The sequence below is a fragment of the Ruegeria pomeroyi DSS-3 genome (genome assembly GCF_000011965.2).
Classification (GTDB): domain Bacteria; phylum Pseudomonadota; class Alphaproteobacteria; order Rhodobacterales; family Rhodobacteraceae; genus Ruegeria_B; species Ruegeria_B pomeroyi.
The window spans coordinates 2,139,793-2,165,980 of the sequence record NC_003911.12 but is presented as its reverse complement, the minus strand read 5'-3'; the positions used below and the strand labels follow the sequence as shown (position 1 = coordinate 2,165,980).

The window sequence follows — 26,188 nt, the reverse complement described above, 5'->3', positions numbered from 1 at the left end:
AGTTGATGTCACGGGCAGAGAGGTCGCGTTAAAGCGGACTTAACCCTTGATGGGCGACAAAGTCCCGACGACTCAAATGCCGGAGCCGGAATGTGACCGAATTCACCGCCTCGATCCCATCTGTGCCGACCACGCGGCGCAGCACCCGTGCGCGGGTGGTGGCGATGTTGCTGCTGGCCCTGGCGGCCTTTGCCGCGGCGGCCTTGTGGGATCTGCCCGGTTTCGTACAGAAGGCGCTGATCGCGGCAGGCGGATCCTCGGTTCTGGTCACCGGCTGGCTGCTTTTTCAGGGCCGCAGCGCGATTGGGGTGGAAACCCAGATGCGCCGCCTGCTGGCGGGGTTCATCGAAAAGGACGCCACCCCCAGCTTTGTCACCGATGAAGAGGGCGCGATACAGGCCCGCAATGCCGCCGCCTCGATCCGGTTCTCGGGCACCAGTGACGAGACGCTGGCCGCTACGCTGCGGTCGATCTTCGGCAATCCCTCGGCGGTGCTCTACCGGCTGCAATGCCGGGCCCGGATCGAAGGCAACGCGCGCGAGGATGTGGTGACCCGGCGCGGCCATATCCGCCTGTCGGTGCATGTGCTGGGCGAGGTCGGGTTCCTGTGGCGGGTCGAGGATATCACCGATCGCACCGCCGCCAGCAGCCGCGCCGACAGCCTGCCACTGCCGATGCTGACCATCGGGCGTTCGGGCGCTGTGCTGTTCATGAACGAAGCGGCGCGCGGATTTATCGGCTCGCGGATAAAATCGCTGGATCGGCTGTTTCTGCAACTGCCCTACAGGGCCGGCGAGATCAATCATGTCAGCACGGGCGAGGGAAGCGCGCCCGCGATCGTGGTCGAAATTTCCAACAGCCCGGGCCGGCAGGAACTGTTCCTGATCCCGGTCAAGGGCGAGATGGGGCCAGGCAAGGCGCCCGATTTCGCCACCCTGCCGGTGGCGATGATGCGCCTGACGGCCACGGGCAAAGTGCTGGAGGTGAACCGGCTGGCCCAGGATCTGCTGGGCGGCCCGATCGAACCCGATACCACGCTGGATCAGTTGATGCTGGGCCTTGGCCGTCCGATCCCCGACTGGCTTCGCCAGACCGCGGAAGAGGCCGGTGCCCCCCGGTCGGAATTCCTGCGCCTTAGTGGGCGTGACAGCGAAATGTTCGTGCAGGTCACGCTGAGCCCGATCAACGAGGCGGGTCAGAGCGGCCTGATCGCAGTGCTGAACGACGCCACCGAACTTAAGACGCTCGAGGCGCAATTCGTGCAAAGCCAGAAAATGCAGGCGGTGGGCCAGCTTGCGGGCGGTGTCGCACATGATTTCAACAACCTGCTGACGGCGATCTCGGGCCATTGCGACCTGTTGCTGCTGCGCCACGATCAGGGCGATCCCGATTATGGCGACCTGGTGCAGATCAACCAGAATGCCAATCGCGCGGCTGCTCTGGTCAGCCAGTTGCTGGCTTTCTCGCGCAAACAGACCCTGCGCCCCGAGGTTCTGGATCTGCGCGACACCCTGGCCGACCTGATCCACCTGCTGAACCGGCTGGTGGGTGAAAAGGTGACCCTGACACTCAGCCATGATCCGGTGCTGAAATCGGTGCGCGCCGACAAGCGGCAGCTGGAACAGGTGCTGATGAACCTGGTTGTCAACGCGCGCGACGCGATGCCTCAGGGCGGCGAGATTCGCATCGAGACCGAGGTGATGACGCTGGACGAGCCCCTGGAGCGCGACCGTGCGACCCTGCCGATCGGCGAATATGTCACCGTCAAGGTCCGCGACGAGGGGACCGGGATCGAACCGGACAAGTTGCAGAAAATCTTCGAACCTTTCTATACCACCAAGCGCACTGGCGAGGGCACCGGGCTGGGTCTTTCGACCGTCTATGGCATCGTCAAGCAGACCGGTGGTTTTATCTTTGTCGACAGCGTTCTGGGCAAGGGATCGGAATTCACCCTCTACCTGCCGGCCTATCAGGCCGCTGCGGGCGAGGAGCGGCCGGTGCCGGCGCGTGCCGCCAAACCCGTGGCCACCCATGGGGCCGGTGTCGTGCTGCTGGTCGAGGACGAGGCGCCGGTGCGGGCATTCGCCTCGCGCGCGCTGCGGCTGCGCGGTTACACGGTGATCGAGGCGGATTCGGCCGAAGAGGCGCTGCGCCTGCTCGAGGATCCCGAACTTTCCGTCGATGTCTTTGTCACCGATGTGGTGATGCCCGGGCTGGACGGGCCAACCTGGGTCCGCAAGGCGTTGCAGGAACGGCCCGATGTGCGCGTCGTCTTTGTCTCGGGTTATTCCGAGGGCGCTTTTGGCGAGACCGACAGCGCGCTGCCCAATTCCGTGTTCCTGCCCAAACCCTTTTCGCTGACGCAGCTGACCGAAACGGTGCATCAGCAATTGCACTGATCCTGCTCAGGTAGCGCTTGCGTGCAGATCGAATTCCTCGGCGCATTTGCGGCGCAGCCGCTCGGCGATTTCGGGGGACAGGTCCAGCGGCAGATCGGGCGAGACGTTTTCCCGCGGCGGTGCGATCTCGGTCTGCAAGCGGTCCTGCAGAAAGGCACGGATACCCGGCTGGTTCTCGTATTTGAACAGGTGGCTGACGGTGCAGCCATTGGGGCGCGGCGTCAGAAACCGCGCCTGACTGCCCACATTGGCAAAGCCGGGGCGCTTGCCCTGCATATAGGCGGTGACGAAGTCATCGAAGCTGAGGCCGTGGGTGGCGTTGGGTTTGCCCTGCATGAAGGGGCGCCGGCGATAACGGTACCAGCTGCCCAGCCAATCCACCGGCTCGCGCACCACCGCCATGATCTCCATTTCGACCCCGAACATCTTTTCGAAGATCGGCCGGAAGAACCGGTCATAGCGATAGATCGGCGCGTGTTTCAGCTCGGGCGGATCGGACACGACAATGTCAGCGCGGGCGCGCAGCGCGGTCTGATAGGCGGTGGTTCCGGTCTTTGGCACAGAGAGAAGAACCAGTCTTTCCTTAAAGAAAACAAGCATCTACCCTCTGCTCCTTTTGTCGGCACCATAAAACCTGCACGGCGTAAACCACTCCTTAACACAATTGGAAAAGAGTGAATAAGAAAGATTTTGTTTGAAATGTTCTCTTTTTGATCCCATAAGGAACAAGAGGTGAACAAAGACCCGATTGCGGCCCGAGACGGCCTGTGACAAAAGGAAGGGGACAGGATTATGGCGGATCTTCTGACAATGAGCAGCAAACAGAGCGCGGACAAGCAGAAGGCGCTGGACAGCGCCCTGGCCCAGATCGAACGACAGTTCGGCAAGGGGTCGATCATGAGGCTGGGCGGCGAGAACGCCATTCAGGAGATCGAGGCAAGCTCGACCGGTTCGCTGGGGCTGGACATCGCGTTGGGGATCGGTGGCTTGCCGATGGGCCGGATCGTCGAGATCTATGGGCCGGAAAGCTCGGGCAAGACCACGCTGACCCTGCATTGCATCGCCGAGCAGCAAAAACGCGGTGGCGTCTGTGCCTTTGTCGATGCCGAACATGCGCTTGACCCGCAATATGCGCGCAAGCTGGGCGTCGATCTGGACGAGCTTCTGATCAGCCAGCCCGATACCGGAGAACAGGCGCTGGAGATCACCGACACGCTGGTGCGCTCGGGCGCGGTCAACATGGTGGTGGTCGATTCGGTCGCCGCGCTGACCCCGAAATCCGAGCTTGAAGGCGACATGGGCGATTCCAGCGTCGGCGTGCATGCCCGCCTGATGAGCCAGGCCATGCGCAAGCTGACCGGCTCGATCAGCCGCTCGAAATGCATGGTGATCTTCATCAACCAGATCCGCATGAAGATCGGCGTGATGTTCGGCAGCCCGGAAACCACCACCGGCGGCAACGCATTGAAATTCTACAGTTCGGTGCGTCTGGATATCCGTCGCATCGGCGCCATCAAGGACCGCGATGAGGTGGTGGGCAACGCCACCCGCGTCAAGGTGGTCAAGAACAAGGTGGCACCGCCCTTCAAGCAGGTGGAATTCGACATCATGTATGGCGAAGGCATCTCCAAGACCGGCGAACTGCTGGACCTGGGCGTCAAGGCCGGTGTGGTCGATAAATCCGGCAGCTGGTTCTCTTATGGGGACGAGCGCATCGGCCAGGGCCGCGAAAACGCCAAGACCTTCCTGAGGGAAAACCAGTCCATCGCGCTGGCGATCGAAGACAAGATCCGCGCCGCGCACGGGTTGGAATTCGACATGAGCGACGATGGCGAGGACATCCTCGAAGCGTGAGCGCCCCGGCGGCACGGTGAGAGGCACGGTGAGTTGACAACAGGGGCGTCCCATCCAGGGCGCCCCATTTTTCTGCGCTGCGGCTGCGAGGAGTGGACTATCGCCCAAGCTGCGGCTAAACCGGCTCAGACCTTGTCGAATTCGCGCCGAGAGAGCCAGAATGCCCAGCCTGAACGATATCCGATCGACCTTTCTGAACTATTTCGCGAAACAGGGGCACACGATCGTCCCGTCCAGCCCGCTGGTGCCGCGCAACGACCCGACGCTGATGTTCACCAACTCGGGCATGGTACAGTTCAAGAACTGCTTCACCGGGGTGGACAAGCGCGATTACGTGCGCGCCACCACGGCCCAGAAATGCGTGCGCGCAGGCGGCAAGCACAATGACCTCGACAATGTGGGCTATACCGCGCGCCATCACACGTTTTTCGAGATGCTGGGCAATTTCTCGTTCGGCGACTATTTCAAATCCGAGGCGATCCCCTTTGCCTGGGAGCTGATCACCCGCGATTTCGACATCCCCAAGGACCGGCTTTATACCACCGTCTATCACACCGATGACGAGGCCTTTGAGATCTGGAAGAAGGTGGGCGTGCCCGAGAGCCGGATCATCCGCATCGCTACTTCGGACAATTTCTGGCAGATGGGCCCCACCGGCCCCTGCGGCCCCTGCACAGAGATTTTCTATGACCATGGCGACCATATCTGGGGCGGCCCTCCGGGCAGCCCAGAAGAGGATGGCGACCGGTTCATCGAGATCTGGAACATCGTCTTCATGCAGAACGAGAAGTTCGAGGACGGCTCGATGGTCGATCTCGACATGCAGTCGATTGACACCGGCATGGGGCTGGAGCGGATCGGCGCGCTGCTTCAGGGCAGCCATGACAATTATGACACCGACCTGTTCAAGGCGCTGATCGAGGCCTCGGCCGATGCCACCAGCGTCGATCCCTATGGCGATCAGAACGTGCATCACCGGGTGATCGCCGATCACCTGCGCTCGACTTCGTTCCTGATCGCGGATGGCGTGATGCCCAGCAATGACGGGCGTGGCTATGTGCTGCGCCGGATCATGCGGCGGGCAATGCGGCATGCGCATCTTCTGGGTGCCAAGGACCCGGTGATGCACCGGCTGGTGCGCACGCTGGTCGGCCAGATGGGCGCGGCCTATCCCGAGTTGGGCCGGGCGCAGGCGTTGATCGAGGAAACGCTGTTGCTGGAGGAAACCCGGTTCAAGCAGACGCTGGATCGTGGTCTGAAGCTGCTGGATGACGAGCTGACCGCGCTGCCCGAAGAGGCTCCGCTGCCGGGCGAAGCGGCGTTCAAGCTGTATGACACATACGGTTTTCCGCTGGACCTGACGCAGGATGCGCTGCGCGAGAAGGGCCGCAAGGTCGATACCGACGGGTTCGATGCGGCCATGGCCGAGCAGAAGGCCAAGGCGCGCGCTGCCTGGGCGGGCTCGGGCGAGTCGACGGATAACGCCATCTGGTTCGATGTGCTGGATGTCGCGGGTGCAACCGATTTCCTGGGTTATGACACCGAAAAGGCCGAGGGTCAGGCGCTGGCACTGGTGGTCGATGGTGCGCTCAGCGACAGGATTGCCGAGGGCGGCAGCGGCTGGGTGGTGACCAACCAGACGCCGTTCTATGGCGAATCCGGTGGCCAGGTCGGCGATACCGGCGTGATCCGCCGACTGGAAAACCGCGATCACGTGGCGCTGGTCGAGGACAGCCGCAAGTTCGCCGATGGCAAGGTCTATGCCCATAAGGTGACGATGGAGCGCGGCGCGCTGGCCAAAGGCGACGCGGTCGAGCTGGAGGTGGATCATGCCCGCCGCAGCGCGATCCGGGCCAACCACTCGGCCACGCACCTGTTGCACGAGGCGCTGCGCGAGGCCCTGGGCGATCATGTGGCCCAGCGCGGCTCGCTCAACGCCGCGGACCGGCTGCGGTTCGATTTTAGCCATGCCAAGGCACTGACCGAGGCGGAACTGGCGCAGGTCGGGGCCGAGGTGAACCGGTTCATCCGACAGAACTCGCGCGTCGAGACCCGGATCATGACGCCCGACGATGCCCGCGCCATCGGGGCGCAGGCGCTGTTTGGTGAGAAATACGGCGACGAGGTGCGCGTGGTGTCCATGGGCCGGGCCGAGACCGGCAAGGGTGCCGATGGCAAGACCTGGTCGATCGAGCTGTGCGGCGGCACCCATGTGGCGCAGACCGGCGATATCGGCATGTTCGTGCTTCTGGGCGACAGTGCCTCGAGCGCGGGTGTGCGCCGGATCGAGGCGCTGACCGGGCAGGCCGCGTTCGACCACCTGTCGCAGGAGGGTGCACGCCTGTCGCAGGTGACCGCGATGCTCAAGGCGCAACCGGCCGAGGTGGCCGAGCGGGTGCGCGCGCTGATGGACGAGCGCAAGGCCTTGCAGAACGAGGTGGCGCAGCTGCGCCGCGATCTGGCCATGGCCGGCGGGGCCGGGCAGGGTGGCGGCGCCGAGACGCATGAGGTGGGTGGCGTGCCTTTCCTTGCACAGGTGCTGTCGGGTGTGTCGGGCAAGGACCTGCCCGCGCTCATTGACGAACACAAAAGCCGCATGGGCTCGGGCGCGGTGCTGCTGATTGCAGATGCTGGGGGCAAGGCCGCTGTTGCGGCTGGTGTGACTGAGGATCTGACGGCCCGTGTTTCTGCAGTGGATCTGGTCAAGGCAGCGGTTGCGGCGCTTGGCGGCAAGGGCGGCGGCGGCCGGCCAGACATGGCGCAGGGCGGCGGTCAGGACGCGGGCAAGGCGGATGCGGCGATCAAGGCCGCTGAACAGGTACTGGGAGGATAAGACGATGGGCGCACTCTGGATTGCACATGTGACGGTGACCGATGCCGAGGCTTACGGCAAATATGCCGAGCTGGCCGGTCCCGCCATCGCCAAACATGGCGGCACCTTCATCGCGCGGGGCGGTCGCTTCGTGCAGCTCGAAGGCAAGGAGCGCCCGCGCAATGTTGTGGCGCGCTTTCCCAGCGTCGAGGCGGCGGTGGAATGCTACAATTCGCCCGAATACCAGGCGGCGCTGGATCATGCGCGCGGCGCCTCGGAACGTGAGTTGATGGTGGTCGAAACCAGCGAATAAGAAAATTCTTCGAATTTTCGGCGTTCGAGATTATTCGTCGAATAATCTCGGGCCTGGTCCAAAAAAAGGGCGCCTGTAGGGCGCCCTTTTTCGTGTCTCAGCTGGCCGCCCGGGCCATGCGCTTGCGCTCGTGCGGGTCGAGATAGCGTTTACGCAGGCGGATCGTGTTCGGGGTCACTTCGACCAGTTCGTCATCGTCGATATAGGCGATCGCCTCTTCCAGGCTGAACTGGATATGCGGGGTCAGACGCACCGCGTCATCGGTGCCCGAGGCGCGCACGTTGGTCAGTTTCTTGCCCTTGAGCGGGTTCACTTCCAGGTCGTTGTCGCGGCTGTGTTCGCCGATGATCATGCCCTCGTAGACATCGGTCTGCGGGCCGATGAACATGCGGCCGCGCTCTTCGAGGTTCCACAGCGCATAGGCGACCGACTGGCCGTTTTCCATCGAGATCAGCACGCCTGCGCGCCGGCCCGGGATGGCGCCCTTGTGCGGGGTCCAGCCATGGAACACCCGGTTCAGCACGCCGGTGCCGCGGGTATCGGTCAGGAACTCGCCGTGATAGCCGATCAGCCCGCGCGAGGGGACATGGGCAATGATCCGCGTCTTGCCGGCGCCGGCCGGTTTCATCTCGACCAGCTCGCCACGGCGGGGGCCGGTCACCTTTTCGATCACCGCGCCGGTATATTCGTCATCCACGTCGATGGTGACTTCCTCGACCGGTTCCAGACGCTGGCCGTCTTCTTCGCGGAACAGGACCTGCGGGCGCGAGATGCTGAGCTCGAACCCTTCGCGGCGCATGTTCTCGATCAGCACGCCCATCTGCAATTCGCCCCGGCCCGCGACCTCGAAGGCCTCGCCGCCGGGCGTGTCGGTAACGCGGATCGCCACGTTTGATTCCGCCTCTTTCATCAGGCGGTCGCGGATCACCCGGCTCTGCACCTTCTTGCCGTCGCGGCCCGCCAGCGGGCTGTCGTTGATGCCGAAGGTAACGCTGATGGTCGGCGGGTCGATCGGCTGGGCGGGCAGGGCCTCGCTCACCTGCGGATTGACCAGGCTGTCGGCCACGGTTGCCTTGCTCATGCCGGCGATGGTGACGATATCGCCCGCTTCGGCCACGTCGATGGGCTGCTGGCCGAGACCCCGGAAGGCGAGGATCTTCGAGGCGCGGAAGCTTTCGATCTGGGTGCCGTCGCGGCTGAGCGCCTTGAGCGTCTCGCCCGCCTTGAGCGTGCCGCTTTCCACCCGGCCGGTCAGGATGCGGCCGATGAACGGGTCGCTGCCCAGCGTGGTGGCCAGCATCCGGAACGGCTCGTCCTTGCGCGCGATCTGTGCCGGGGCGGGCACATGGCGCACCACCAGTTCAAACAGCGCCGTCAGATCCTTGCGCGGCCCGTCCAGATCGGTATCAGCCCAGCCCGAACGCCCCGAAGCGTAGAGATGCGGGAAATCGAGCTGTTCGTCATTGGCGCCCAGATTGGCGAACAGGTCGAAACATTCGTCCAGCGCCCGGTCGGGTTCCGCATCGGGCTTGTCGACCTTGTTCAGTACTACGATGGGGCGCAGGCCCAGGGCCAGCGCCTTGGAGGTCACGAATTTGGTCTGGGGCATCGGACCCTCGGCGGCATCGACCAGCAGCACGACGCCATCGACCATGCTCAGGATGCGCTCGACCTCGCCGCCGAAATCGGCGTGGCCGGGGGTGTCGACGATATTGACACGGGTGCCGCGCCACTCGACCGAGGTCGCCTTGGCCAGGATGGTGATCCCCCGCTCGCGTTCCAGATCGTTGCTGTCCATGGCACGTTCGGCGACGGCCTGGTTTTCACGAAAGGCGCCGGATTGTTTCAGCAGTTCATCCACCAGCGTCGTCTTGCCGTGGTCCACGTGAGCGATGATCGCAATGTTGCGCAGGTCCATGAGGTCCGCCTTTTTAAGGGAGTTGGCCCGGCGCATAGCCCGAGATCCGGCCAAAGGCCAGAGGAAATGCACCTTTTGTGCCGATATACGCCGCGGCGCGGCGTCAGCCGGGGTCAGTGGGGCGAGGCGCCGGAAAACAGGTGGATCACCAGGATGCCGGCAAGGATCATCGCGATGCCCAGAATGGCGGGCAGATCCAGCCGTTGGCCAAAGACGACAAGGCCGATGAAGGCGATGAACACGATACCCAGGCCCGACCAGATCGCATAGACGATGCCCACCGGCATGTGGCGCAGGGTCAGCGACAGCAGGAAGAAGGCAATGCCATAGCCGCCCACCACGATCAGCGAGGGCACCAGCCGGGTGAATTGCTGGCTGGCCTGCAGCGCGGTGGTGCCCACGGTCTCGGCCGCGACGGCAAGGATCAGATAGATATAGTGCAGGGGCATGGCCGGTCTCCGGGCAGGTGAATCGGTCGAAACCGGGTGTCCGTCCCGGCCTAGCGCAAATTCCGGATTCGGGACAGGGGGCCGCAAAAGGCGAAAATTCGCACAGGTACCTGTTCGGTGATTCACTCGACGGAAAGGCGCGCTCACGATAATGAGAGCGATCAGACGGGGCCGCTGCCCCGACCCGTGGGGCGCGGGAGCACTCGCCCCAGCTGGAGAGCGAACCATGTGCCGTTGGGCCGCCTATCACGGAACCCCGATCTTTCTCGAAGATGTCATTTCCCGCCCGGGGCACTCGCTGATCGCCCAAAGTGCCCATGCCGAGGAATGCAAGACCGCCACCAATGGCGACGGGTTCGGCGTGGCCTGGTATGATGCCCGACCCGAACCTGGGTTGTACCGCGATGTCTATCCGGCCTGGTCCGACCCCAACCTGCGGGCGGTGGCCCATCACGTGCGCTCGGGCCTGTTTCTCAGCCATGTGCGGGCCTCGACCGGGTCGTGTATCAGCCGCAACAACTGCCATCCCTTCGCGGCGCGGCGCTGGTGTTTCATGCATAACGGCCAGGTCGGCGGGTTCGAGGCGTTCCGCAAACAGGCGGACATGGCCATCGCCGACGAATTCTACACCTATCGCAAGGGCAGCACCGATTCCGAGGTTCTGTTCCTGCTGGCGCTGAGCGAGGGGCTGGAACACGACCCCCATGGCGCGCTGGCCCGCGCAATCGCGCGCCTCGAAGGGTTGAGCCGGGCCCATGGCACCACGCCGCATATGCGCCTTTCGGCGGCCTTCAGCGACGGGCAGACCCTTTACGCCGCGCGTTATTCATCGGACCATATCGCGCCCTCGGTCTATTATCGCTACAGCCATGCGCGCCAGGGCTGGGCGGTCGTGTCCGAGCCGCTGGAGACCGACGAAGGGGATTGGACCGAGCTGCGCCCGGGCCGGATGCTGACCATCGGAGCCGAGGGCGCGGCAGAGCGTGACTTTGCACCGGCGGATCTTGGCCGGGCGGCCTAGGGTGATGAAAACCTGACTAGCGCGAGGGGGACGGGCGGGTTAGCCTGATCCTATTCAACCACGCCTATTTTGTTCAGGTTCATCATGCTTACACCATTTGCGAAAGCTATCGTCATTGCCGCATTGCTTGTTGTCGGGGTCGGTCTCGGGTTTACACCGCCCGCCGATATGCCCGTTCCTGCCGCTGAACTGGAGCAGCCCCAGCCCGCTCGCGGTGTCTGATCCGCTCAGAGCCGCAGGCCCAGACGGGTAAAGCAATCGCTCAGCTGCGGAAACAGCCAGTCCCATAGGCCCGGGGCGCCCCGGCTGACCGGGGTGCCGACCCGCGCTACAAGCTGTTGCAGGCTGACATCATAGGTCACCCAGGAGCCGCCGCCGTTTTCCAGATTGGCGATTGGCGTCTGCACCCGGTCCACCGCCTTGCCGAACAGCGCATCGGCGCTTTGCGCGGTCTCGAATTCCTGCCAGATCGCGCGCAGCCCGGCCCCCTGATCAGGGGGCAGCAGGCCGAACAGGCGTTCAGCGGCGGCGGCCTCCAGCGCCTCTTGCGCGGCGTGGTCCACATTGCCGTGGATCGGGTTGTCGCCGGCGTCGATTTCGACCAGGTCATGCAGCAGCAGCATCCGCAGCACCCGGTCGATATCGACCGGCGCGGCGGCATATTCCCCCAGAACCCAGGCATAAAGCATGATGTGCCAGCTGTGTTCGGCCGAGTTTTCGAACCGGCTGTCATCCATCAGGCGCGAGGCGCGCAACACGGTTTTCAACCGGTCTGCTTCGGCCAGAAACTCCAGCCGGTCGCCAAAACCGCCCGTCACGGGCGGGTGCCTCTCAAGCAGCGCACGCGCATGCGCGTGCGCCTCGGGGAAAGCCTCGGCCAGATAGGCCGCGCGCCCGCTGCTCAGATTCTCGCGCACCACCTCGACATGGTCAGGCCGGGGCGTATCAGCGCAAAGTACCTGAAACATCGGCTGGCAGCGGTCCAGCATCTTGGCATAGCGGGCATCGGCGGTTTCATCGGCGTCGAACTCGGTCCAGAGCGTATGGAAATCCGCCGCCTGATCGGGGGGCAACAGACCAAACAGCTTGCGCGCCGCCGCCCGTTCGGCCCGTTCCACCGCCTGCCAGTCGGTCACCTCGTGGATCGGGTGATCGCCGGTCTCGATTTCGACCAGATCGTGCAGCAACAGCATGCGGATGGCGCGGTCCACATCCACATCCGGCGCTGCAAAGGGCGACAGCACCAGCGCCCAAAGCGCCAGATGCCAGCTGTGTTCGGCGGAATTCTCGGGGCGCGACAGGTCGAGCAGCACATTGGCCCGCTCGACCGATTTCAGCCTGTCGGCCTGTTTCAGAAAGGCGATCTGGGCGTCAAGCCGCGCGCTCATTCACTGTCCTTCGCCTTGCCCTTCAACTCGGCCAGGCGGCGCGCCAGCACCTGGCGGGCGCCGCGTTCGGCCAGTCGCACGCGCACCTCGGTCAGAAACGCCTCTTCCAGCGACTGCGAGGAGGCGGCCAGTTGCGAGCCGATCTCCATGTAAAGCCGCTCGTTGCCGGTCTGGTCCATCGCGTCGAGCGTGTCTTCTGCCAGTTTGGCGGCCAGCGTCTCGATCGTGCCTGACATCAGCGCGAGGTCTCCGTGAGGCGGCGTTTGACGTAATCGGTCACGCTGGTGATCATCGTGTCCATGTGCTGGTTCTGGAAGAAGTGATCGGCGCCCTCGACCTCGGTATGGGTGATGGTGATGCCTTTTTGTTCATGCAGCTTGTTGACCAGCGAGCGGGTATCGGCGGGCGGCGCCACCCGGTCCGAGGTGCCGTTGATGATCAGGCCCGAAGACGGGCAGGGCGCCAGGAACGAGAAATCATACATGTTGGCCGGCGGGGCCACGCTGATGAATCCGGTGATCTCGGGGCGGCGCATCAGCAGCTGCATACCGATCCACGCGCCAAAGGAGAAGCCCGCGACCCAGCAATGTTTCGAGTTGTTGTTCATCGACTGGAGGTAATCCAGCGCCGAGGCCGCGTCACTCAGCTCGCCGATGCCCTGATCATATTCGCCCTGGCTGCGCCCGACCCCACGGAAATTGAACCGCAGCACGGTGAATCCCAGATTGTAAAAGGCGTAATGCAGGTTATAGACGACCTTGTTGTTCATGGTGCCGCCGAATTGCGGATGCGGGTGCAGCACGATGGCAATGGGTGCGTCTTTTTCCTTTTGCGGGTGGTAGCGGCCTTCCAGGCGGCCTTCGGGTCCGGGAAAAATCACCTCGGGCATATGTGCTTTCGTCCTGTCTCGCGGTCTGAAGATGCCGGGCTAAACTTGACGAATTCCCTCGGGCATCTTAGAATGGTTCTAAGTCACGTGCCGCTTGCCGGCAACGCTGTCAGTGGGAGATACGCACTGAGGGCGATAAGGTCAATGATTTCGCGCGTCTGGGCGCGGTTGGGGAGGGCAAAGACGTGAAGCTGTCGACAAAGGGGCGCTATGCGATGGTGGCGCTGACCGATATCGCGCTGCAACCGGCGGACAAACTGGTCACGCTGGGCGACATTTCCGAGCGTCAGGATATCTCGCTGCCTTATCTGGAACAGTTGTTCGTCAAGCTGCGGCGGGCCGATCTGGTGGCTTCGGTTCGGGGGCCCGGGGGTGGCTATCGTCTGGCGCGACCTGCCTCGGACATCCGGGTGGTCGAGATCCTCGCCGCCGTGGATGAGACCGTGAATGCCATGCACAAGGGGGCGGGCGCCTCGGGCGCCTCCTCGGGCAGTCGCGCGCAATCACTGACCAACCGGCTGTGGGAGGGGCTGAGCGCGCATGTATATGTGTTCCTGCACCAGACCCGGCTTTCGGATGTGGTGAAGAACGATCTTGCGCCGTGCCCGGCGGTGCCCAACCTGTTCTCGATCGTCGACGACTGAGGGCTGCCGGGCCCCGTGATTGCCATTTTTGCCGGGCCCGTCTATCTGGTCCCATCCGTCAAGAAATGATGACTCTCTGATGCGTGTTTACCTCGATCACAATGCCACCACACCGCTGCGCGCGCAGGCGCGTGCGGCGATGATCGCGGCGATGGATGTCTGCGGCAACCCCTCTTCGGTCCATGCCGAGGGGCGGGCGGCCAAGGCGGTGGTCGAGAAGGCGCGCGCGCAGGTCGCCGCCGCCTTTGGCGCCGATGGAGCGGATGTCATCTTTACCTCGGGCGCGACCGAGGCCGCCGCGCTGGCACTCAAGGGCCGGGACCTGCATGGGTGCGCACTTGAACATGACGCGGTAAGAGCTTGGGTAAAAGAGGATTTGTCCGTTTCCTCCGAGGGGGCGGTTACGGTGACCGACCCCGCGCAATCGACCTTGCAATTGGCCAATTCCGAGACCGGTATCATCCAGGACCTGCCACAGGGGCTGGCGGTGAGCGATGCAACCCAGGCCTTTGGCAAGATACCGGTCGCCTTCAATTGGCTCGGGGCCGAGATGGCGCTGATTTCGGCGCATAAGCTGGGTGGCCCCAAGGGCATTGGCGCGCTGGTGATACGACGCGGCACCGATCTGGCGGCGCAGATCAAGGGCGGCGGGCAGGAAATGGGCCGCCGTTCGGGCACCGAGAACGTGATCGGCATCGCCGGTTTCGGCGCTGCAGCCGAAGCCGCCGCGCGCGATCTGGCCGATGGCGTCTGGGAGCGGGTGGAGAAACTTAGAAATATTCTAGAAAAGGCTCTTGAGGCCGGTGCAAAATCTACTATTTTTGTCGGGAAAGGTCGACCCCGCCTGCCCAACACCCTTTGCCTGGCCCCACCGGGTTGGAAGGGCGAGACGCAGGTGATGCAGATGGACCTGGCCGGTTTTGCCATCAGCGCCGGCAGCGCCTGCTCCAGCGGCAAGGTCCGTGCCAGCGCGGTGCTGCAAGCAATGGGGTTTGACGAGGCCACGGCGGCAAGCGCGATCCGCGTCTCGCTGGGGCCCGAAACGAGCGAAACGGATGTGCTGCGCTTTGCCGAGGCGTGGTTGCAGAAAGAAAAGAAACACCGCGCGCGCGCCGCGTGACACAGAACAAACAGCGCGCTCAGCGCGAAGGAGGGCTCTTATGGCCGCATTGGACCAGACCCAGGTAAAAGAAGGCGTCGATCAGGAGACGGTGGATGCCGTCCGCGAGGCGGGCACCTATAAATACGGCTGGGAAACCGAGATCGAGATGGAATACGCCCCCAAGGGCGTGAACCCCGATATCGTGCGCCTGATTTCGGACAAGAACGAAGAGCCCGAATGGATGACCGAATGGCGGCTGGCCGCCTTCGAGCGCTGGACCGGCATGAGCGAGCCGAAATGGGCGATGGTGAGCTATCCTGAAATCGACTTTCAGGATCAGTATTACTATGCCCGCCCCAAGAGCATGAGCGAAAAGCCCAAGTCGCTGGACGATGTCGACCCCAAGCTGCTGGCCACCTATGAAAAGCTGGGCATCCCGCTGAAGGAACAGATGATCCTGGCCGGTGTCGAAGGCGCCGAAAACGCCCCCGCCGAGGGGCGCAAGGTCGCAGTGGACGCGGTGTTTGATTCGGTGTCCGTGGGCACCACCTTTCAGGCCGAGCTGAAAAAGGCCGGCGTGATCTTCTGTTCGATCTCCGAGGCGATCCGCGAGCATCCCGAACTGGTCAAGAAATACCTGGGCTCGGTGGTACCGGTCAGCGATAATTTCTATGCCACGCTGAACTCTGCCGTGTTTTCGGACGGCTCGTTTGTCTATGTGCCGCCCGGCGTGCGCTGCCCGATGGAGCTGAGCACCTATTTCCGCATCAACGCGGAAAACACCGGCCAGTTCGAGCGCACCCTGATCATTGCCGACAAGGGCAGCTATGTCAGCTATCTGGAGGGTTGTACCGCGCCGAAACGCGATGTGGCGCAGCTGCATGCCGCCGTGGTCGAGATCATCATCGAGGAAGACGCCGAGGTGAAATACTCGACCGTCCAGAACTGGTATCCGGGCGACGAGAACGGCAAGGGCGGCATCTACAACTTCGTCACCAAGCGCGCCGATTGCCGGGGTGACCGGTCAAAGGTGATGTGGACCCAGGTGGAAACCGGCAGCGCCGTGACCTGGAAATACCCCTCCTGCATCCTGCGCGGCGATGACAGCCAGGGCGAGTTCTATTCCATCGCCATCGCCAACAACATGCAGCAGGCCGATACCGGCACCAAGATGATCCATCTGGGCAAGAACACCAAGTCGCGCATCGTCTCGAAAGGGATCAGCGCGGGCCGCGCGCAGAACACCTATCGCGGCCTTGTCTCGATGCATCCCAAGGCCAAGAACAGCCGCAACTATACCCAGTGCGACAGCCTGCTGATCGGCGATAAATGCGGGGCGCACACGGTGCCCTATATCGAGGTCAAGAACAACTCGTCGCGCTGCGAGCACGAGGCGACCACGTCCAAGGTGGACGAGGATCAGCTGTTCTATTGCCGCTCGCGCGGGATGGACGAGGAAGAGGCCGTCGCTCTGGTGGTGAACGGGTTCTGCAAGGACGTGCTGCAGGCGCTGCCGATGGAATTTGCCATGGAGGCGCAGCAGCTGGTGGCGATCAGCCTCGAAGGCTCGGTGGGCTAAGGCCCCCGACAGGGACCGTTGCGGCAGGGATCAGGCCAGTGGACGACCAGAGCGGCGATCAGATGCGGCCAGAGCTGACCATGCCCCCGGCAGAGGCAGAGGCGCTGCGCATGGCCTATGAAGAGGCCGAGGTGATCCTGGAATACGGGTCGGGCGGCTCGACCGTGGTCGCTGCCGAACTGCCCGGCAAACATGTCACCTCGGTCGAAAGCGACCGCGCCTGGGCCCGTATGATGAAGGCCTGGCTGGCCGCCAACCCGCCCGCCGAGGGGACCGAGGTCAATATCGTCTGGACCGATATCGGCCCGACCGGCGATTGGGGGCATCCGGTTTCGGACGCCAAATGGCGCAGCTATCCCGACTATCCGCTGGCGGTCTGGCGGACCGAGGGGTTCCGTCATCCCGATGTGGTGCTGGTAGACGGGCGGTTCCGGGTCGGCTGTGCGCTGGCCACCGCCTTTTCGATTACCCGGCCCGTGACGCTGCTGTTTGACGATTACAGCCAGCGGCGCTGGCAACATCAGGTCGAGGAATTTCTGGGCGCGCCGCTGATGATCGGGCGTCTGGCCGCCTTTCAGGTCGAGCCGCAGCCGATCCCGCCCGGATCGCTGATGCAACTGATCCGCACCATGACCAGCCCCTGACCTGACACCGCAACGAGGACCCGACCCATGATCGTGACCACCACCCCGAATGTCGAAGGCCGCCGTATCACCGCCTATAAGGGGATCGTGGTGGGCGAGGCGATCATGGGCGCCAATGTGGTGCGCGACGTCTTTGCCTCGATCACCGATATCGTCGGTGGCCGCTCGGGCGCCTATGAAAGCAAGTTGCAGGACGCCCGCGAGACCGCGCTGTCCGAGCTTGAGGGCCGCGCCGTTGCGCTGGGGGCCAATGCGGTTGTCGGCGTGGACCTGGATTACGAGGTGGTGGGCCAGTCGATGCTGATGGTCTCGGCCTCGGGCACCGCCGTGGTGCTGGATTGAACGGGGAATACAAGCGATGAGCGCCGACGGAAGCGAACAGACCAACCAGCCAAGCCGGGCAGCCCAGATGCTGGCCAACCGTCACGGGTTTCTCGCGGCCGCGATTGCGCCCGCGCGCCCCTTGCGTATCGCCGATGTGGGCGCAAACCCGATCAACGTGCCCGATTATGACGGGCTGCTGCGGCTGGGCGGGTGCGAGGTCTGGGGATTCGAACCCGATCAGGCCTCGTATGATGCGCTGATGGCCGATCCGCGCCCGGGTACCCATTACCTGCAACAGGCGGTCGGGCCAACCGGGCCGGGTCGGTTCCATCCGCATCCGCAAAGCGGGCTTGGCTCGCTTTATCCGATCCGCAAACGGTCGGTGACCTTTCTGGGCAAGCCCGGCTGGCATCGCGAGGGGATCGAACCGATCGAGATGGAGCTGGTGGCGCTGGACGATCTGGACGAGGGCGCGCTGCCGCGCCCGGATCTGTTGAAGATCGACATTCAGGGCGGCGAGCTGGACGTGATCCGCACCGGGCGCGACAAGCTCTCCGAGGCGGTCTGTGTCATCCCCGAGGTCCGGTTCTACCGCATCTACGAGGACGAGCCGCTGTTTGGCCCGCTGGATGTGGAGCTGCACGACCAGGGGTTCCGGTTCCATACCTTCCAGTTCACCAAGTCGATGCAGATCATGAACTCACAGCGGGCACGGCTGGCCGGCAAGGCGTTCCGCAACCAGATGATGGATGGCGACGCAATCTATATCCGCGACCCCGAAACGGTCGAGGACTGGAGAGATGAGCAGCTGCGCCAGCTGGCGGTGGCCTCGGCTTGCGTGTTTGCCAGTTTCGACCTGACCGTGTTCTGTCTGGACGAGCTGGTGCGGCGCGGTCTGGCGGCGCCCGAGGTGCCCGGGCAGTTCGTCGATACGCTGCCTACCTGGATGCTGAAGGGGAGTTAGGATGCGCGCGCTGCCCACAGATCCGATCCGCCTGTATTGGTGGAAGGGCGTGCCGAATTTCGGCGACGCCCTGTCGGCACTGGTGGTGGCGCATGTGTCTGGCCGCGCGGTGCGCCATGCCGGGCCCAAAGGCTGCGAGATGCTGGCCATCGGCTCGCTGATCCAGGTGATGCGTCGCAACTATGGCGAACCCGCACCTGACGGGCGCCGCCCGGTGATCTGGGGCGCGGGGCTGCTGCATCCGGTGGGCTCGACCGGGTTTCTGGACAATGTGGATGTGGCGCTGCTGCGCGGACCGCTGAGCGCCGATCTGCTGGGCCTCAGGATGCGGGGTTTTGGCGATCCCGGCCTGCTGGTGAGCGATCTGCTGGGCGATCTGCCCGCGCGCAACGACCGGATCGCGCTGGTACCGCATCACTCGATGCTGGAGGATCCGGCGCTGGCGGCGCTTCTGGCCAGCGAACCGGCGCTGAAGCTGATCGACGTGGCAGGCGACGCGCTTGCGACCTGCCGCGAGATCGCGTCGTGCCGGCATGTGATCTCGGCCAGCCTGCACGGGCTGATCGTGGCCGATGCCTGCGGCGTGCCCTCGACCTGGCTGATGCCGGGCGGGCAGCAGCATCTGAAATATTACGACTATGCCGCCTCGGTGGGCCGTCCGCTGGACATGCCGCTGACGCTGGCCGAGGTGCCCGCGCATCTGCGCGGCCTCAAGGACGACGACAGGCTGGACTGGGCCGAGGGTATCGCCCGCGCCCGGTCCGATCTGCTGACCGCATTCCCGGCGCATATGCGCGCCCAAACCCCTGCCTCCGCCGCTGTGGCGGAACCGAAATGAGACGAGGAAATCATGCTTGAGATCAAAAACCTGCACGTGAAACTTGAAGAAGAGGACAAGCAAATCCTCAAAGGTGTGGATCTGACCGTCGAGGCGGGCAAGGTGCATGCGATCATGGGGCCGAACGGGTCGGGCAAATCGACGCTCAGCTATGTTCTGTCGGGCCGCGATGGGTACGAGGTGACCGAGGGCGGCGCCACCCTGTCGGGCGCCGATCTGCTGGAAATGGAGCCCGAAGAGCGCGCCGCCGCGGGCCTGTTCCTGGCCTTTCAATACCCGGTCGAGATCCCCGGCGTGGGCAACATGACCTTTCTGCGCACCGCGGTGAACGCCCAGCGCAAGGCGCGCGGCGAAGAGGAGCTGAGCGCTGCCGACTTCCTGAAGGAAGTCCGCGCCAAGGCCAAGGCGCTGAAGATCGACGCCGATATGCTGAAACGTCCGGTTAACGTGGGCTTTTCGGGTGGTGAGAAAAAGCGCAACGAGATCCTGCAGATGGCCATGCTGGAACCCAAGATGTGCATCCTGGACGAGACCGACTCGGGCCTTGACGTGGATGCGATGAAACTGGTGGCCGAGGGCGTGAACGCGCTGCGCGATGCCGGGCGCGGCTTCCTCGTGATCACCCATTACCAACGCCTGCTGGACCATATCAAACCCGATGTGGTGCATATCATGGCCGATGGCCGCATCGTGAAATCCGGCGGCCCCGAGCTGGCGCTGGAGGTCGAGAACAACGGTTACGCCGATATCCTGGCCGAGGTGAACTGATGGGTGTGCCTGCACAGAAACAGACCGCGACCGAGGCGCTGCTGGCGACGCTGACGCTGCCCACCGCCGGCTGCACCCAGTCCGCGCGCGAGGCGGCACTGGCCCGGCTGCGCGAGATGGGCGTGCCCGGGCGGCGCGACGAGTATTGGAAATACACACGTCCCGACAGCCTGATCTCGCCCGAGGCGCCGCGCGCCGCGACCTTCCATACCGACGAGCCGATGATGTTTGACGCCATCGACCGGCTCAAGATCGTCTTTGTCGACGGGGTTTTCGATGCCGAGGCGTCGGATGCGCTGGAACTGGACGGCGTGCGGATCGAACGGATCGAGGATATCTGCTGCAAAGATATCCATTGGGCCAAGGACTTGTACGGTGTTCTTGAAGCACGCGGCCAGACCCCGGTGCCGCGTCCGCTGGCGGCGCTGAACACCGCCTTTGCCGCTGATGGCATCGCCATTCATGTGACCGGCAAACCGTCGAAACCGATCAGCCTGATCTACAAGCACGCCTCGGAAAGCTCGGACGCGTTGCTGCATCACGTGATCCGGGTGGAAAGCGGTGCCGAGGTGACGATCCTGGAAAACGGCCCCGCCGCCTCGCGGTTCAACAAATGCATGGAGATCGACATCGCCGATGGCGGCACCCTGCATCACGTGCGCGCCCAAGGGCGCGACCATGAACGCCGCGCGGTGACGCATATGTTCACCCGGCTCGGCGCGGCCTCGGTCTACAAGTCCTTTACCCTGACCGTGAACGGCGTGCTGACCCGCAACGAGCAGGTGGTCGAGCTGACCGGGGACGAAGGCGTGGCCCATGTGGCGGGCGCCTGTGTAGGCGATGGCGATTTCCTCCATGACGACACCGTGTTCGTGACCCACGACGCGGTGAACTGCGAAAGCCGTCAGGTGTTTAAGAAAGTGCTGCGCAACGGCGCCACGGGCGTGTTCCAGGGCAAGATCCTGGTTCAGCCCGGCGCCCAGAAGACCGACGGCTATCAAATCAGCCAATCGTTGCTTTTGGACGATGACAGCCAGTTCCTGGCCAAGCCCGAGCTGGAGATCTATGCCGATGACGTCGCCTGTTCGCATGGTTCGACCAGCGGCGCCATCGACGACACCGCGCTGTTCTACCTGCGCTCGCGCGGGGTGCCCGAGAAGGCGGCCACCGATCTGCTGACGCTCGCCTTTCTGGCCGAGGCGGTCGAAGAGATCGAGGACGAGGCGCTGGTCGCCGATATCGTCTCGCGGCTCGAAGGCTGGCTGGCACGGCGGGCCTGATGCCGGTCACCAGCGATATCGCGGCCAGCTATCGCGGGCCGGCGCGGGTGATGCGTCACCTGCTGGACATGGGCCAGCGCGAGGATCGCGCGCTGGCCTTTGTGATGGCGTTCTGTGTCATCGCCTTTGTTGCGCAACTGCCGGCGCTGGCACGGCGGGCGCATCTGGAACAGGCCGATCTGAACATGCTGATGGGGGGTGCGCTGCTGGGCAGTGTGTTCCTGCTTCCGCTGCTTTTCTATGCCATCGCGCTGCTGTCTCATTGGGTCGCGCGCATGCTGGGCGGGCAGGGCAGTGCCTATGGCGCGCGGCTGGCACTGTTCTGGTCGCTTTTGGCCTCGACCCCGCTGGTCTTGCTCAACGGGTTGGTGGCGGGGTTCATCGGCCCCGGCCCGGCGCTGAGCGCAGTTGGGTTGATATGGGTTGCGGTCTTCGCCTGGTTCTGGCTAACCAATCTCAGAGAAGCACAGAGGCCCGCCCCATGACATCTGCCGAGCTGCGGTCGCTGGCCGCCCTCACCGTGACCGATCCCGCCAGCGCGGCGCGGCTGATCCTGACCCGCAACCCCGGGCGCGAGGCGCTGTGGCTGGCACTGGCCCTGTCGGTCGCGCTGACCAGCCTGCTGCACGGGCTGTCCAACATGGCCTTTGGGTCCGTGGCGATGCCCGGCATCCCGCAATCGGTGGTCGGCTATGGCGCGCTGATGGGGGGCGGGCTGATCCTGACCATCGCGGCGATCCACCGGATCGGCCGGTTGCTGGGCGGGCAGGGCTCGTTCTGGGACCTGATGGCGGTGATGGTCTGGATTCAGCTGGTGCTGGTGGTGGTGCAGGCCGCCACCCTGCTGTTGGCACTGACCGTCCCGTTGTTGTCGGCACTGCTGGCGCTGGCTGCCAATCTGGTGGCGCTGTACGTCACCCTGCATTTCATCGACCAGGCCCATCGCCTGAATTCCCTCATGCGCGCGGCGGGGGTGCTGATCCTGTCGGTCCTGGCCATTGCCCTTGGCGTGCTTGTCCTGTTGTCCCTCGTCGGAGGGCCAATCCCCGGAGCGACCCCCTATGTATGACGTCGACCGCATCCGCGCCGAGTTTCCGATTCTGTCCCGTCAGGTGAACGGCAAGCCGCTGACCTATCTCGACAATGGCGCCTCGGCCCAGAAACCGCAGGCGGTGATCGACGCGGTGACCCGCGGCTATGCCGAGGAATATGCCAATGTGCATCGCGGCTTGCATTTCCTGTCCAATCTCGCGACCGAGAAATACGAGGCGGTGCGCGGCATCGTGGCGCGGTTCCTGAACGCGGGTTCCGAGGACGAGATCGTGTTGAACTCGGGCACCACCGAGGGGATCAACATGGTCGCCTATGGCTGGGCCATGCCGCAAATGCAGGCAGGTGACGAGATCGTGCTGTCGACCATGGAACATCACGCCAATATCGTGCCCTGGCATTTCCTGCGCGAACGCCAGGGCGTGGTGCTGAAGTGGGTTGATCCGGAACCCGACGGATCGCTGGATCCGCAGGCGGTGCTGGACGCGATCGGTCCCCGGACGAAACTGGTGGCGATCACCCATTGTTCCAACGTCTTGGGCACCGTTGTCGATGTGAAATCCATCTGTGCGGGCGCCCGGGCCAAGGGCGTGCCGGTACTGGTCGATGGCTCTCAGGGCGCGGTGCATATGCCGGTCGATGTGCAGGATCTGGGCTGCGATTTCTATGCCATCACCGGGCACAAGCTCTACGGTCCTTCCGGCTCAGGCGCGATCTATGCCCGGGCCGAGCGGCTGGCCGAGATGCGTCCGTTCATGGGCGGTGGCGACATGATCAAGGAGGTCACCAAGGACACGGTGATCTACAACGACCCGCCGATGAAGTTCGAGGCCGGCACGCCCGGCATCGTACAGACCATCGGCATGGGTGTTGCGCTGGACTACATGATGGCGCTGGGGATGGAGAATATTGCCGCCCACGAGGCCGGTCTGCGCGACTATGCGGCCAGCCGTTTTGCCGGGCTGAACTGGCTGAACGTGCAGGGCCATGCGCCGGGCAAGGCCGCGATCTTTTCCTTTACCCTTCAGGGCGCGGCCCATGCCCATGACATCTCGACCATCCTCGACAAGAAGGGTGTCGCGGTGCGCGCAGGCCACCATTGCGCAGGGCCGCTGATGGATCACCTAGGCGTGACGGCGACCTGCCGGGCAAGCTTTGGTCTCTACAATACCCGCGCCGAGGTGGATACGCTGATCGAGGCGCTGGAACTGGCCCATGAGCTGTTTGCCTGATTGCTGATCGGCAAGGGCGTCGGGGGGCGCAGCCCCCCGATGACAAAATTCGTCGAATTTTGTCACCTCGCCCCGGAGTATTTGCGGCGGAATGAAGCGGCTTAGTCGGGTCGACCGATCAGGCGGTCGATCGGCGCGAAATCATCGCTCAGCAGGGTGCCCGTTGCCGCCAGTCGGGCCACCCAATCCGGATCGAGCGCGCCATATTCGGTGGGGTTGGGCGCGCGGGTGACAAAGCGGGAATGCGACGTCGGACTGTTGCCCGCGACCAGCACAAAGACCGCACGCTCGCCCGGTGGCGGCGGGGTGGTGCTGGTCCAGACCTCGACCATGGGAAAGACGGCGCGCAGTGTGTGCACCAGCGCGGCCAGTGCCTGCAACCGGTCGCGATAATCGATCACGTTCATCAGATAGCTGCCCTCGGGGGTCAGCCGGTCGCGCACCAGGTCGAAAAACTCGTGCGTCACCAGATGGGCGGGCACCGCCACATCGGTAAAGGCATCGCCCAGAATCACATCATAGCGCCGCTCGGGCCGGGTCAGCAGCGCGCGGCGGGCGTCTTCGTGCAGGATCTCGGCACTAGCGGGATCGAACCAGAATTGCTCGGCGGCGATTCGGGTCACCTCGGGGTCGATCTCGGCCACCACGCGCGGGCCGGTGCCGCGCAGGGCAAAAGCGCGCGGGATGGAATACGAGCCGCCCCCGATGAAGAAGGCCGAGAAATCGGGGCGCGGCGCCCTGATGCGGGCCAGCGCGTCCAGCATGGCGGCATGGTCGGTATACATGGTCAGCGGCGCATCTCGGGCGCTGATCCCGTGGCCCAGATGGTCGATCACCATCAGCCGCTCGGGCGCCTCTTGCGGGCCCAGCTCGATCACGCGGATGCAGTAATAGCGGCTTTCGCGGGTGCAGGGATCGGGCGCGGCGAGTGCCGCCACGGCCAGCGTCAGAATCAGCCCCAGCGCCAGCAGGGGCGCCAGCCAACGCCCACCAGCAAGGCGGAAACACAGCAGCGCCGAGAGCGCATACACCGCCGTGACCGTCATCAGTGTGAGCGATGAGCCAAGCCAGGAGATGAACACGAACCCCGCCAACAGGGTGCCAGCAATCGCGCCGATGGCCCCGGCGGCAAACATCGCCCCCAGGGCACGCCCGGCCCCCTGGCCGCCCTGTACCGACAGCGCGGCAAGCACCGGCGCGGGCACCCCGGCAAAGCAGGAGGGGAGAAAGAACACGGCCAGCGTCAGCACCGCGATGCCCCAGACCGGGTGTTCCACCAGCTCCAGAACTGGCCCCGAAAGGCTGCGCAACAGCAGCGCCGCCGCCGCCGTGGTGAGCGCGGCGGCTACCAGTGTCCAGCCGGTCAGACGCAGAGCGCGTTCCGCCGGACGCTCGGCCAGCAGGCCGCCGACCCAATGGCCCAGCGAGAACCCCGCCAGCACCACCGCGATGACCGAGGTCCAAGTATAAAGAGACATGCCCACATAGGGCGCCAGCATGCGACCGGCCACGATCTCGACCACCAGCGAGGCGGCAGAAACGATAACCTGGAGCAGGATCAGCAGCAGCAAGGACGGGGGACGGGCCATGGCCTGCATTTGGCGAAGCGGCTGTTAGGAAGGCAAGAAAAATCCGCAGATTGCCGATTGCGGACCTCGCGCCGATACCTTATAGCCCGGATCACAGGCACCCGTAGCTCAGCTGGATAGAGCGCTGCCCTCCGAAGGCAGAGGTCACAGGTTCGAATCCTGTCGGGTGCGCCATCTTCTGCAAACTTTGATGAACTAAGTCAGCCCTACCTCTGACGGCAAGGTTGCTGTTTTTGCACGCAGCCTGGGTGTTTTCGGTGAAACTATGTACAGTAACGTACCTGAGGGGGCGGGCCTGGTGTGCCCAGGCGGAATGAACTCGCCCAGGGCCTCCGTCGAAATGGAGCCTTTCCCCAGAGCCGCTCTTTGGAAAGCCTCTAGGTGGTGGAAAATCCGGGACGTATCGAGGGCGGCGCCGAAAGAATCCGATCTGATTCTGCTTGAAGGGATCGAAGGGAGCCGTTAAACGAGCGGTCGATCTGGGCATGCGGTTCGACAGGTTGGGAAGATCATTCATACCCGACCAAGAGCGCCCGTGTTCCTGGACCGGATGCCGCCAGCTTGGGTCGGCAAGTTGTTTCGAGTTCGGCCATGGTTGGGCCGCAACAAATGAGGAATGCCGCTGTAGCTCAGCTGGTAGAGCACGTCATTCGTAATGATGGGGTCGGGGGTTCGAGTCCCTTCAGCGGCACCATTCCTCTCAGAACAATCTCATAATTCCAATGACTTGAGCGGATCGTCACTGGTGGATCGGTTGGTTCCGCACCGATGGGGCCGCGTGCGCTGATACATGGCGACTGACGTGAGCGACGATGTGAGGCCAATTGTCTCGGTTTCGTCGGCGATCAGAGATGTGGAAACGGAAGAACCGTTCGCCTGAAGGTAACGTCAAGACTGCGCTTGCGGTTTAGAAGGGTGAGCGTGTGGTTAGCGCGATGACAAGTCGTTTCGTCCTGCACCCGACGCTCAGACCGGGGGATCGGCAAGTGAGGTTGAAAACGATTGCTCATACCGACGCCCTCACAACTCCAAAGAAGTCGAAAGCAGCCAGTGTTTGAACTAACCCCGCCAAGAACGGGTTAGAGGTTGAGACCCTATTGGGTGCGAAAGAAACAATAAATCAATGCAGTA

Annotated in this window: 24 protein-coding genes and 2 tRNA genes; 19 read left to right on the top strand and 7 right to left on the bottom strand. The window is 63.9% G+C overall.

All coding sequences use genetic code 11. The features are described 5' to 3' along the window. Positions 1 to 164 precede the first annotated feature (164 nt). Positions 165 to 2,399, top strand: a complete 2,235-nt coding sequence (locus SPO_RS10330) for a hybrid sensor histidine kinase/response regulator (RefSeq protein WP_084791055.1) — start codon at positions 165 to 167, stop codon at positions 2,397 to 2,399. Positions 2,400 to 2,405: 6 nt separating this feature from the next. On the opposite strand, the gene SPO_RS10325 is transcribed toward SPO_RS10330, so the two are convergent. Continuing rightward, complete coding sequence (locus tag SPO_RS10325) at positions 2,406 to 2,999, bottom strand: hypothetical protein (RefSeq protein ID WP_011047762.1); 594 nt, start codon at positions 2,997 to 2,999, stop codon at positions 2,406 to 2,408. A gap of 192 nt (positions 3,000 to 3,191) precedes the next feature. Here SPO_RS10325 and recA point away from each other — a divergent pair, with 192 nt between their 5' ends. The 3 genes from recA (at position 3,192) to SPO_RS10310 (ending at position 7,378) form a co-directional block, all read left to right on the top strand. Continuing rightward, the gene (gene recA / locus SPO_RS10320) at positions 3,192 to 4,253 is read left to right on the top strand and encodes a recombinase RecA (RefSeq protein ID WP_044028263.1); all 1,062 of its coding nucleotides are present in this window, start codon (positions 3,192 to 3,194) and stop codon (positions 4,251 to 4,253) included. Positions 4,254 to 4,413: 160 nt separating this feature from the next. Beyond that, entirely contained in the window at positions 4,414 to 7,086 is a 2,673-nt protein-coding gene (alaS, locus tag SPO_RS10315) for an alanine--tRNA ligase (RefSeq protein WP_011047760.1), read from the top strand. Between the two features lie 4 nt (positions 7,087 to 7,090). Beyond that, a complete protein-coding gene (locus SPO_RS10310; RefSeq protein ID WP_011047759.1) occupies positions 7,091 to 7,378 on the top strand; it encodes a DUF1330 domain-containing protein in 288 nt (95 codons plus the stop codon). 97 nt (positions 7,379 to 7,475) lie between these two features. Here the strand turns inward: SPO_RS10310 and typA are convergent, their stop codons facing one another. Further along, positions 7,476 to 9,296 carry a translational GTPase TypA gene (gene typA / locus SPO_RS10305; RefSeq protein ID WP_011047758.1) on the bottom strand — a complete coding sequence of 607 codons (1,821 nt, stop codon included), beginning with the start codon at positions 9,294 to 9,296 and terminating at the stop codon, positions 7,476 to 7,478. A gap of 113 nt (positions 9,297 to 9,409) precedes the next feature. Continuing rightward, a complete protein-coding gene (locus tag SPO_RS10300) occupies positions 9,410 to 9,745 on the bottom strand; it encodes a DMT family transporter (RefSeq protein WP_011047757.1) in 336 nt (111 codons plus the stop codon). A 226-nt stretch (positions 9,746 to 9,971) separates the two neighbouring features. On the opposite strand from SPO_RS10300, the gene SPO_RS10295 reads away from it, so the two are divergent. Then, entirely contained in the window at positions 9,972 to 10,766 is a 795-nt protein-coding gene (locus SPO_RS10295) for a class II glutamine amidotransferase (protein WP_011047756.1), read from the top strand. Positions 10,767 to 10,993: 227 nt separating this feature from the next. Here SPO_RS10295 and SPO_RS10290 read toward each other — a convergent pair whose 3' ends face one another. Genes SPO_RS10290 through SPO_RS10280 form a run of 3 tightly spaced genes read right to left on the bottom strand, consistent with a single transcriptional unit; the run spans position 10,994 to position 13,043 of the window. After that, the gene (locus SPO_RS10290; RefSeq protein WP_011047755.1) at positions 10,994 to 12,154 is read right to left on the bottom strand and encodes an HD domain-containing protein; all 1,161 of its coding nucleotides are present in this window, start codon (positions 12,152 to 12,154) and stop codon (positions 10,994 to 10,996) included. After that, the gene (locus SPO_RS10285; RefSeq protein ID WP_011047754.1) at positions 12,151 to 12,390 is read right to left on the bottom strand and encodes a hypothetical protein; all 240 of its coding nucleotides are present in this window, start codon (positions 12,388 to 12,390) and stop codon (positions 12,151 to 12,153) included. The genes SPO_RS10290 and SPO_RS10285 overlap by 4 nt, the downstream gene beginning before the upstream one ends. Further along, complete coding sequence (locus tag SPO_RS10280; RefSeq protein WP_011047753.1) at positions 12,390 to 13,043, bottom strand: alpha/beta hydrolase; 654 nt, start codon at positions 13,041 to 13,043, stop codon at positions 12,390 to 12,392. Before SPO_RS10280 ends, SPO_RS10285 begins: the two co-directional genes overlap by 1 nt. A gap of 185 nt (positions 13,044 to 13,228) precedes the next feature. Between SPO_RS10280 and SPO_RS10275 the strand changes: the two genes are divergently transcribed. From SPO_RS10275 to SPO_RS10220, 12 genes are all read left to right on the top strand, one after another. Beyond that, positions 13,229 to 13,687: an Rrf2 family transcriptional regulator gene (locus SPO_RS10275; RefSeq protein ID WP_011047752.1), complete on the top strand. Its 459-nt coding sequence runs from the start codon at positions 13,229 to 13,231 to the stop codon at positions 13,685 to 13,687. Between the two features lie 76 nt (positions 13,688 to 13,763). Further along, positions 13,764 to 14,807, top strand: a complete 1,044-nt coding sequence (locus tag SPO_RS10270) for a cysteine desulfurase family protein (protein ID WP_044029217.1) — start codon at positions 13,764 to 13,766, stop codon at positions 14,805 to 14,807. 40 nt (positions 14,808 to 14,847) lie between these two features. After that, positions 14,848 to 16,368 carry a Fe-S cluster assembly protein SufB gene (sufB, locus tag SPO_RS10265; RefSeq protein WP_011047751.1) on the top strand — a complete coding sequence of 507 codons (1,521 nt, stop codon included), beginning with the start codon at positions 14,848 to 14,850 and terminating at the stop codon, positions 16,366 to 16,368. A 38-nt stretch (positions 16,369 to 16,406) separates the two neighbouring features. Next, on the top strand, positions 16,407 to 17,012 hold the full coding sequence (locus SPO_RS10260) for a class I SAM-dependent methyltransferase (protein WP_011047750.1): 606 nt from the start codon (positions 16,407 to 16,409) through the stop codon (positions 17,010 to 17,012). A gap of 27 nt (positions 17,013 to 17,039) precedes the next feature. Continuing rightward, on the top strand, positions 17,040 to 17,354 hold the full coding sequence (locus SPO_RS10255; RefSeq protein WP_011047749.1) for a heavy metal-binding domain-containing protein: 315 nt from the start codon (positions 17,040 to 17,042) through the stop codon (positions 17,352 to 17,354). 16 nt (positions 17,355 to 17,370) lie between these two features. Further along, a complete protein-coding gene (locus SPO_RS10250) occupies positions 17,371 to 18,300 on the top strand; it encodes an FkbM family methyltransferase (RefSeq protein WP_011047748.1) in 930 nt (309 codons plus the stop codon). 1 nt (position 18,301) lies between these two features. After that, on the top strand, positions 18,302 to 19,138 hold the full coding sequence (locus SPO_RS10245) for a polysaccharide pyruvyl transferase family protein (RefSeq protein ID WP_011047747.1): 837 nt from the start codon (positions 18,302 to 18,304) through the stop codon (positions 19,136 to 19,138). A 12-nt stretch (positions 19,139 to 19,150) separates the two neighbouring features. Further along, positions 19,151 to 19,906, top strand: coding sequence for a Fe-S cluster assembly ATPase SufC (sufC, locus tag SPO_RS10240; RefSeq protein WP_011047746.1), 756 nt, complete (start codon positions 19,151 to 19,153; stop codon positions 19,904 to 19,906). Then, entirely contained in the window at positions 19,906 to 21,186 is a 1,281-nt protein-coding gene (locus SPO_RS10235; RefSeq protein ID WP_011047745.1) for a SufB/SufD family protein, read from the top strand. Before sufC ends, SPO_RS10235 begins: the two co-directional genes overlap by 1 nt. After that, the gene (locus SPO_RS10230) at positions 21,186 to 21,671 is read left to right on the top strand and encodes a YIP1 family protein (RefSeq protein ID WP_011047744.1); all 486 of its coding nucleotides are present in this window, start codon (positions 21,186 to 21,188) and stop codon (positions 21,669 to 21,671) included. The genes SPO_RS10235 and SPO_RS10230 overlap by 1 nt, the downstream gene beginning before the upstream one ends. Then, complete coding sequence (locus SPO_RS10225; RefSeq protein ID WP_011047743.1) at positions 21,668 to 22,255, top strand: Yip1 family protein; 588 nt, start codon at positions 21,668 to 21,670, stop codon at positions 22,253 to 22,255. Before SPO_RS10230 ends, SPO_RS10225 begins: the two co-directional genes overlap by 4 nt. Further along, on the top strand, positions 22,248 to 23,468 hold the full coding sequence (locus tag SPO_RS10220) for a cysteine desulfurase (RefSeq protein WP_011047742.1): 1,221 nt from the start codon (positions 22,248 to 22,250) through the stop codon (positions 23,466 to 23,468). The genes SPO_RS10225 and SPO_RS10220 overlap by 8 nt, the downstream gene beginning before the upstream one ends. A gap of 101 nt (positions 23,469 to 23,569) precedes the next feature. Here the strand turns inward: SPO_RS10220 and SPO_RS10215 are convergent, their stop codons facing one another. Beyond that, the gene (locus SPO_RS10215; protein WP_044029215.1) at positions 23,570 to 25,057 is read right to left on the bottom strand and encodes a fused MFS/spermidine synthase; all 1,488 of its coding nucleotides are present in this window, start codon (positions 25,055 to 25,057) and stop codon (positions 23,570 to 23,572) included. 97 nt (positions 25,058 to 25,154) lie between these two features. Here SPO_RS10215 and SPO_RS10210 point away from each other — a divergent pair. Together SPO_RS10210 and SPO_RS10205 are read left to right on the top strand one after the other, a co-directional pair. Further along, a tRNA-Arg gene (locus SPO_RS10210) sits at positions 25,155 to 25,231 on the top strand. Positions 25,232 to 25,675: 444 nt separating this feature from the next. Next, a tRNA-Thr gene (locus SPO_RS10205) sits at positions 25,676 to 25,751 on the top strand. Positions 25,752 to 26,188: the final 437 nt, after the last annotated feature.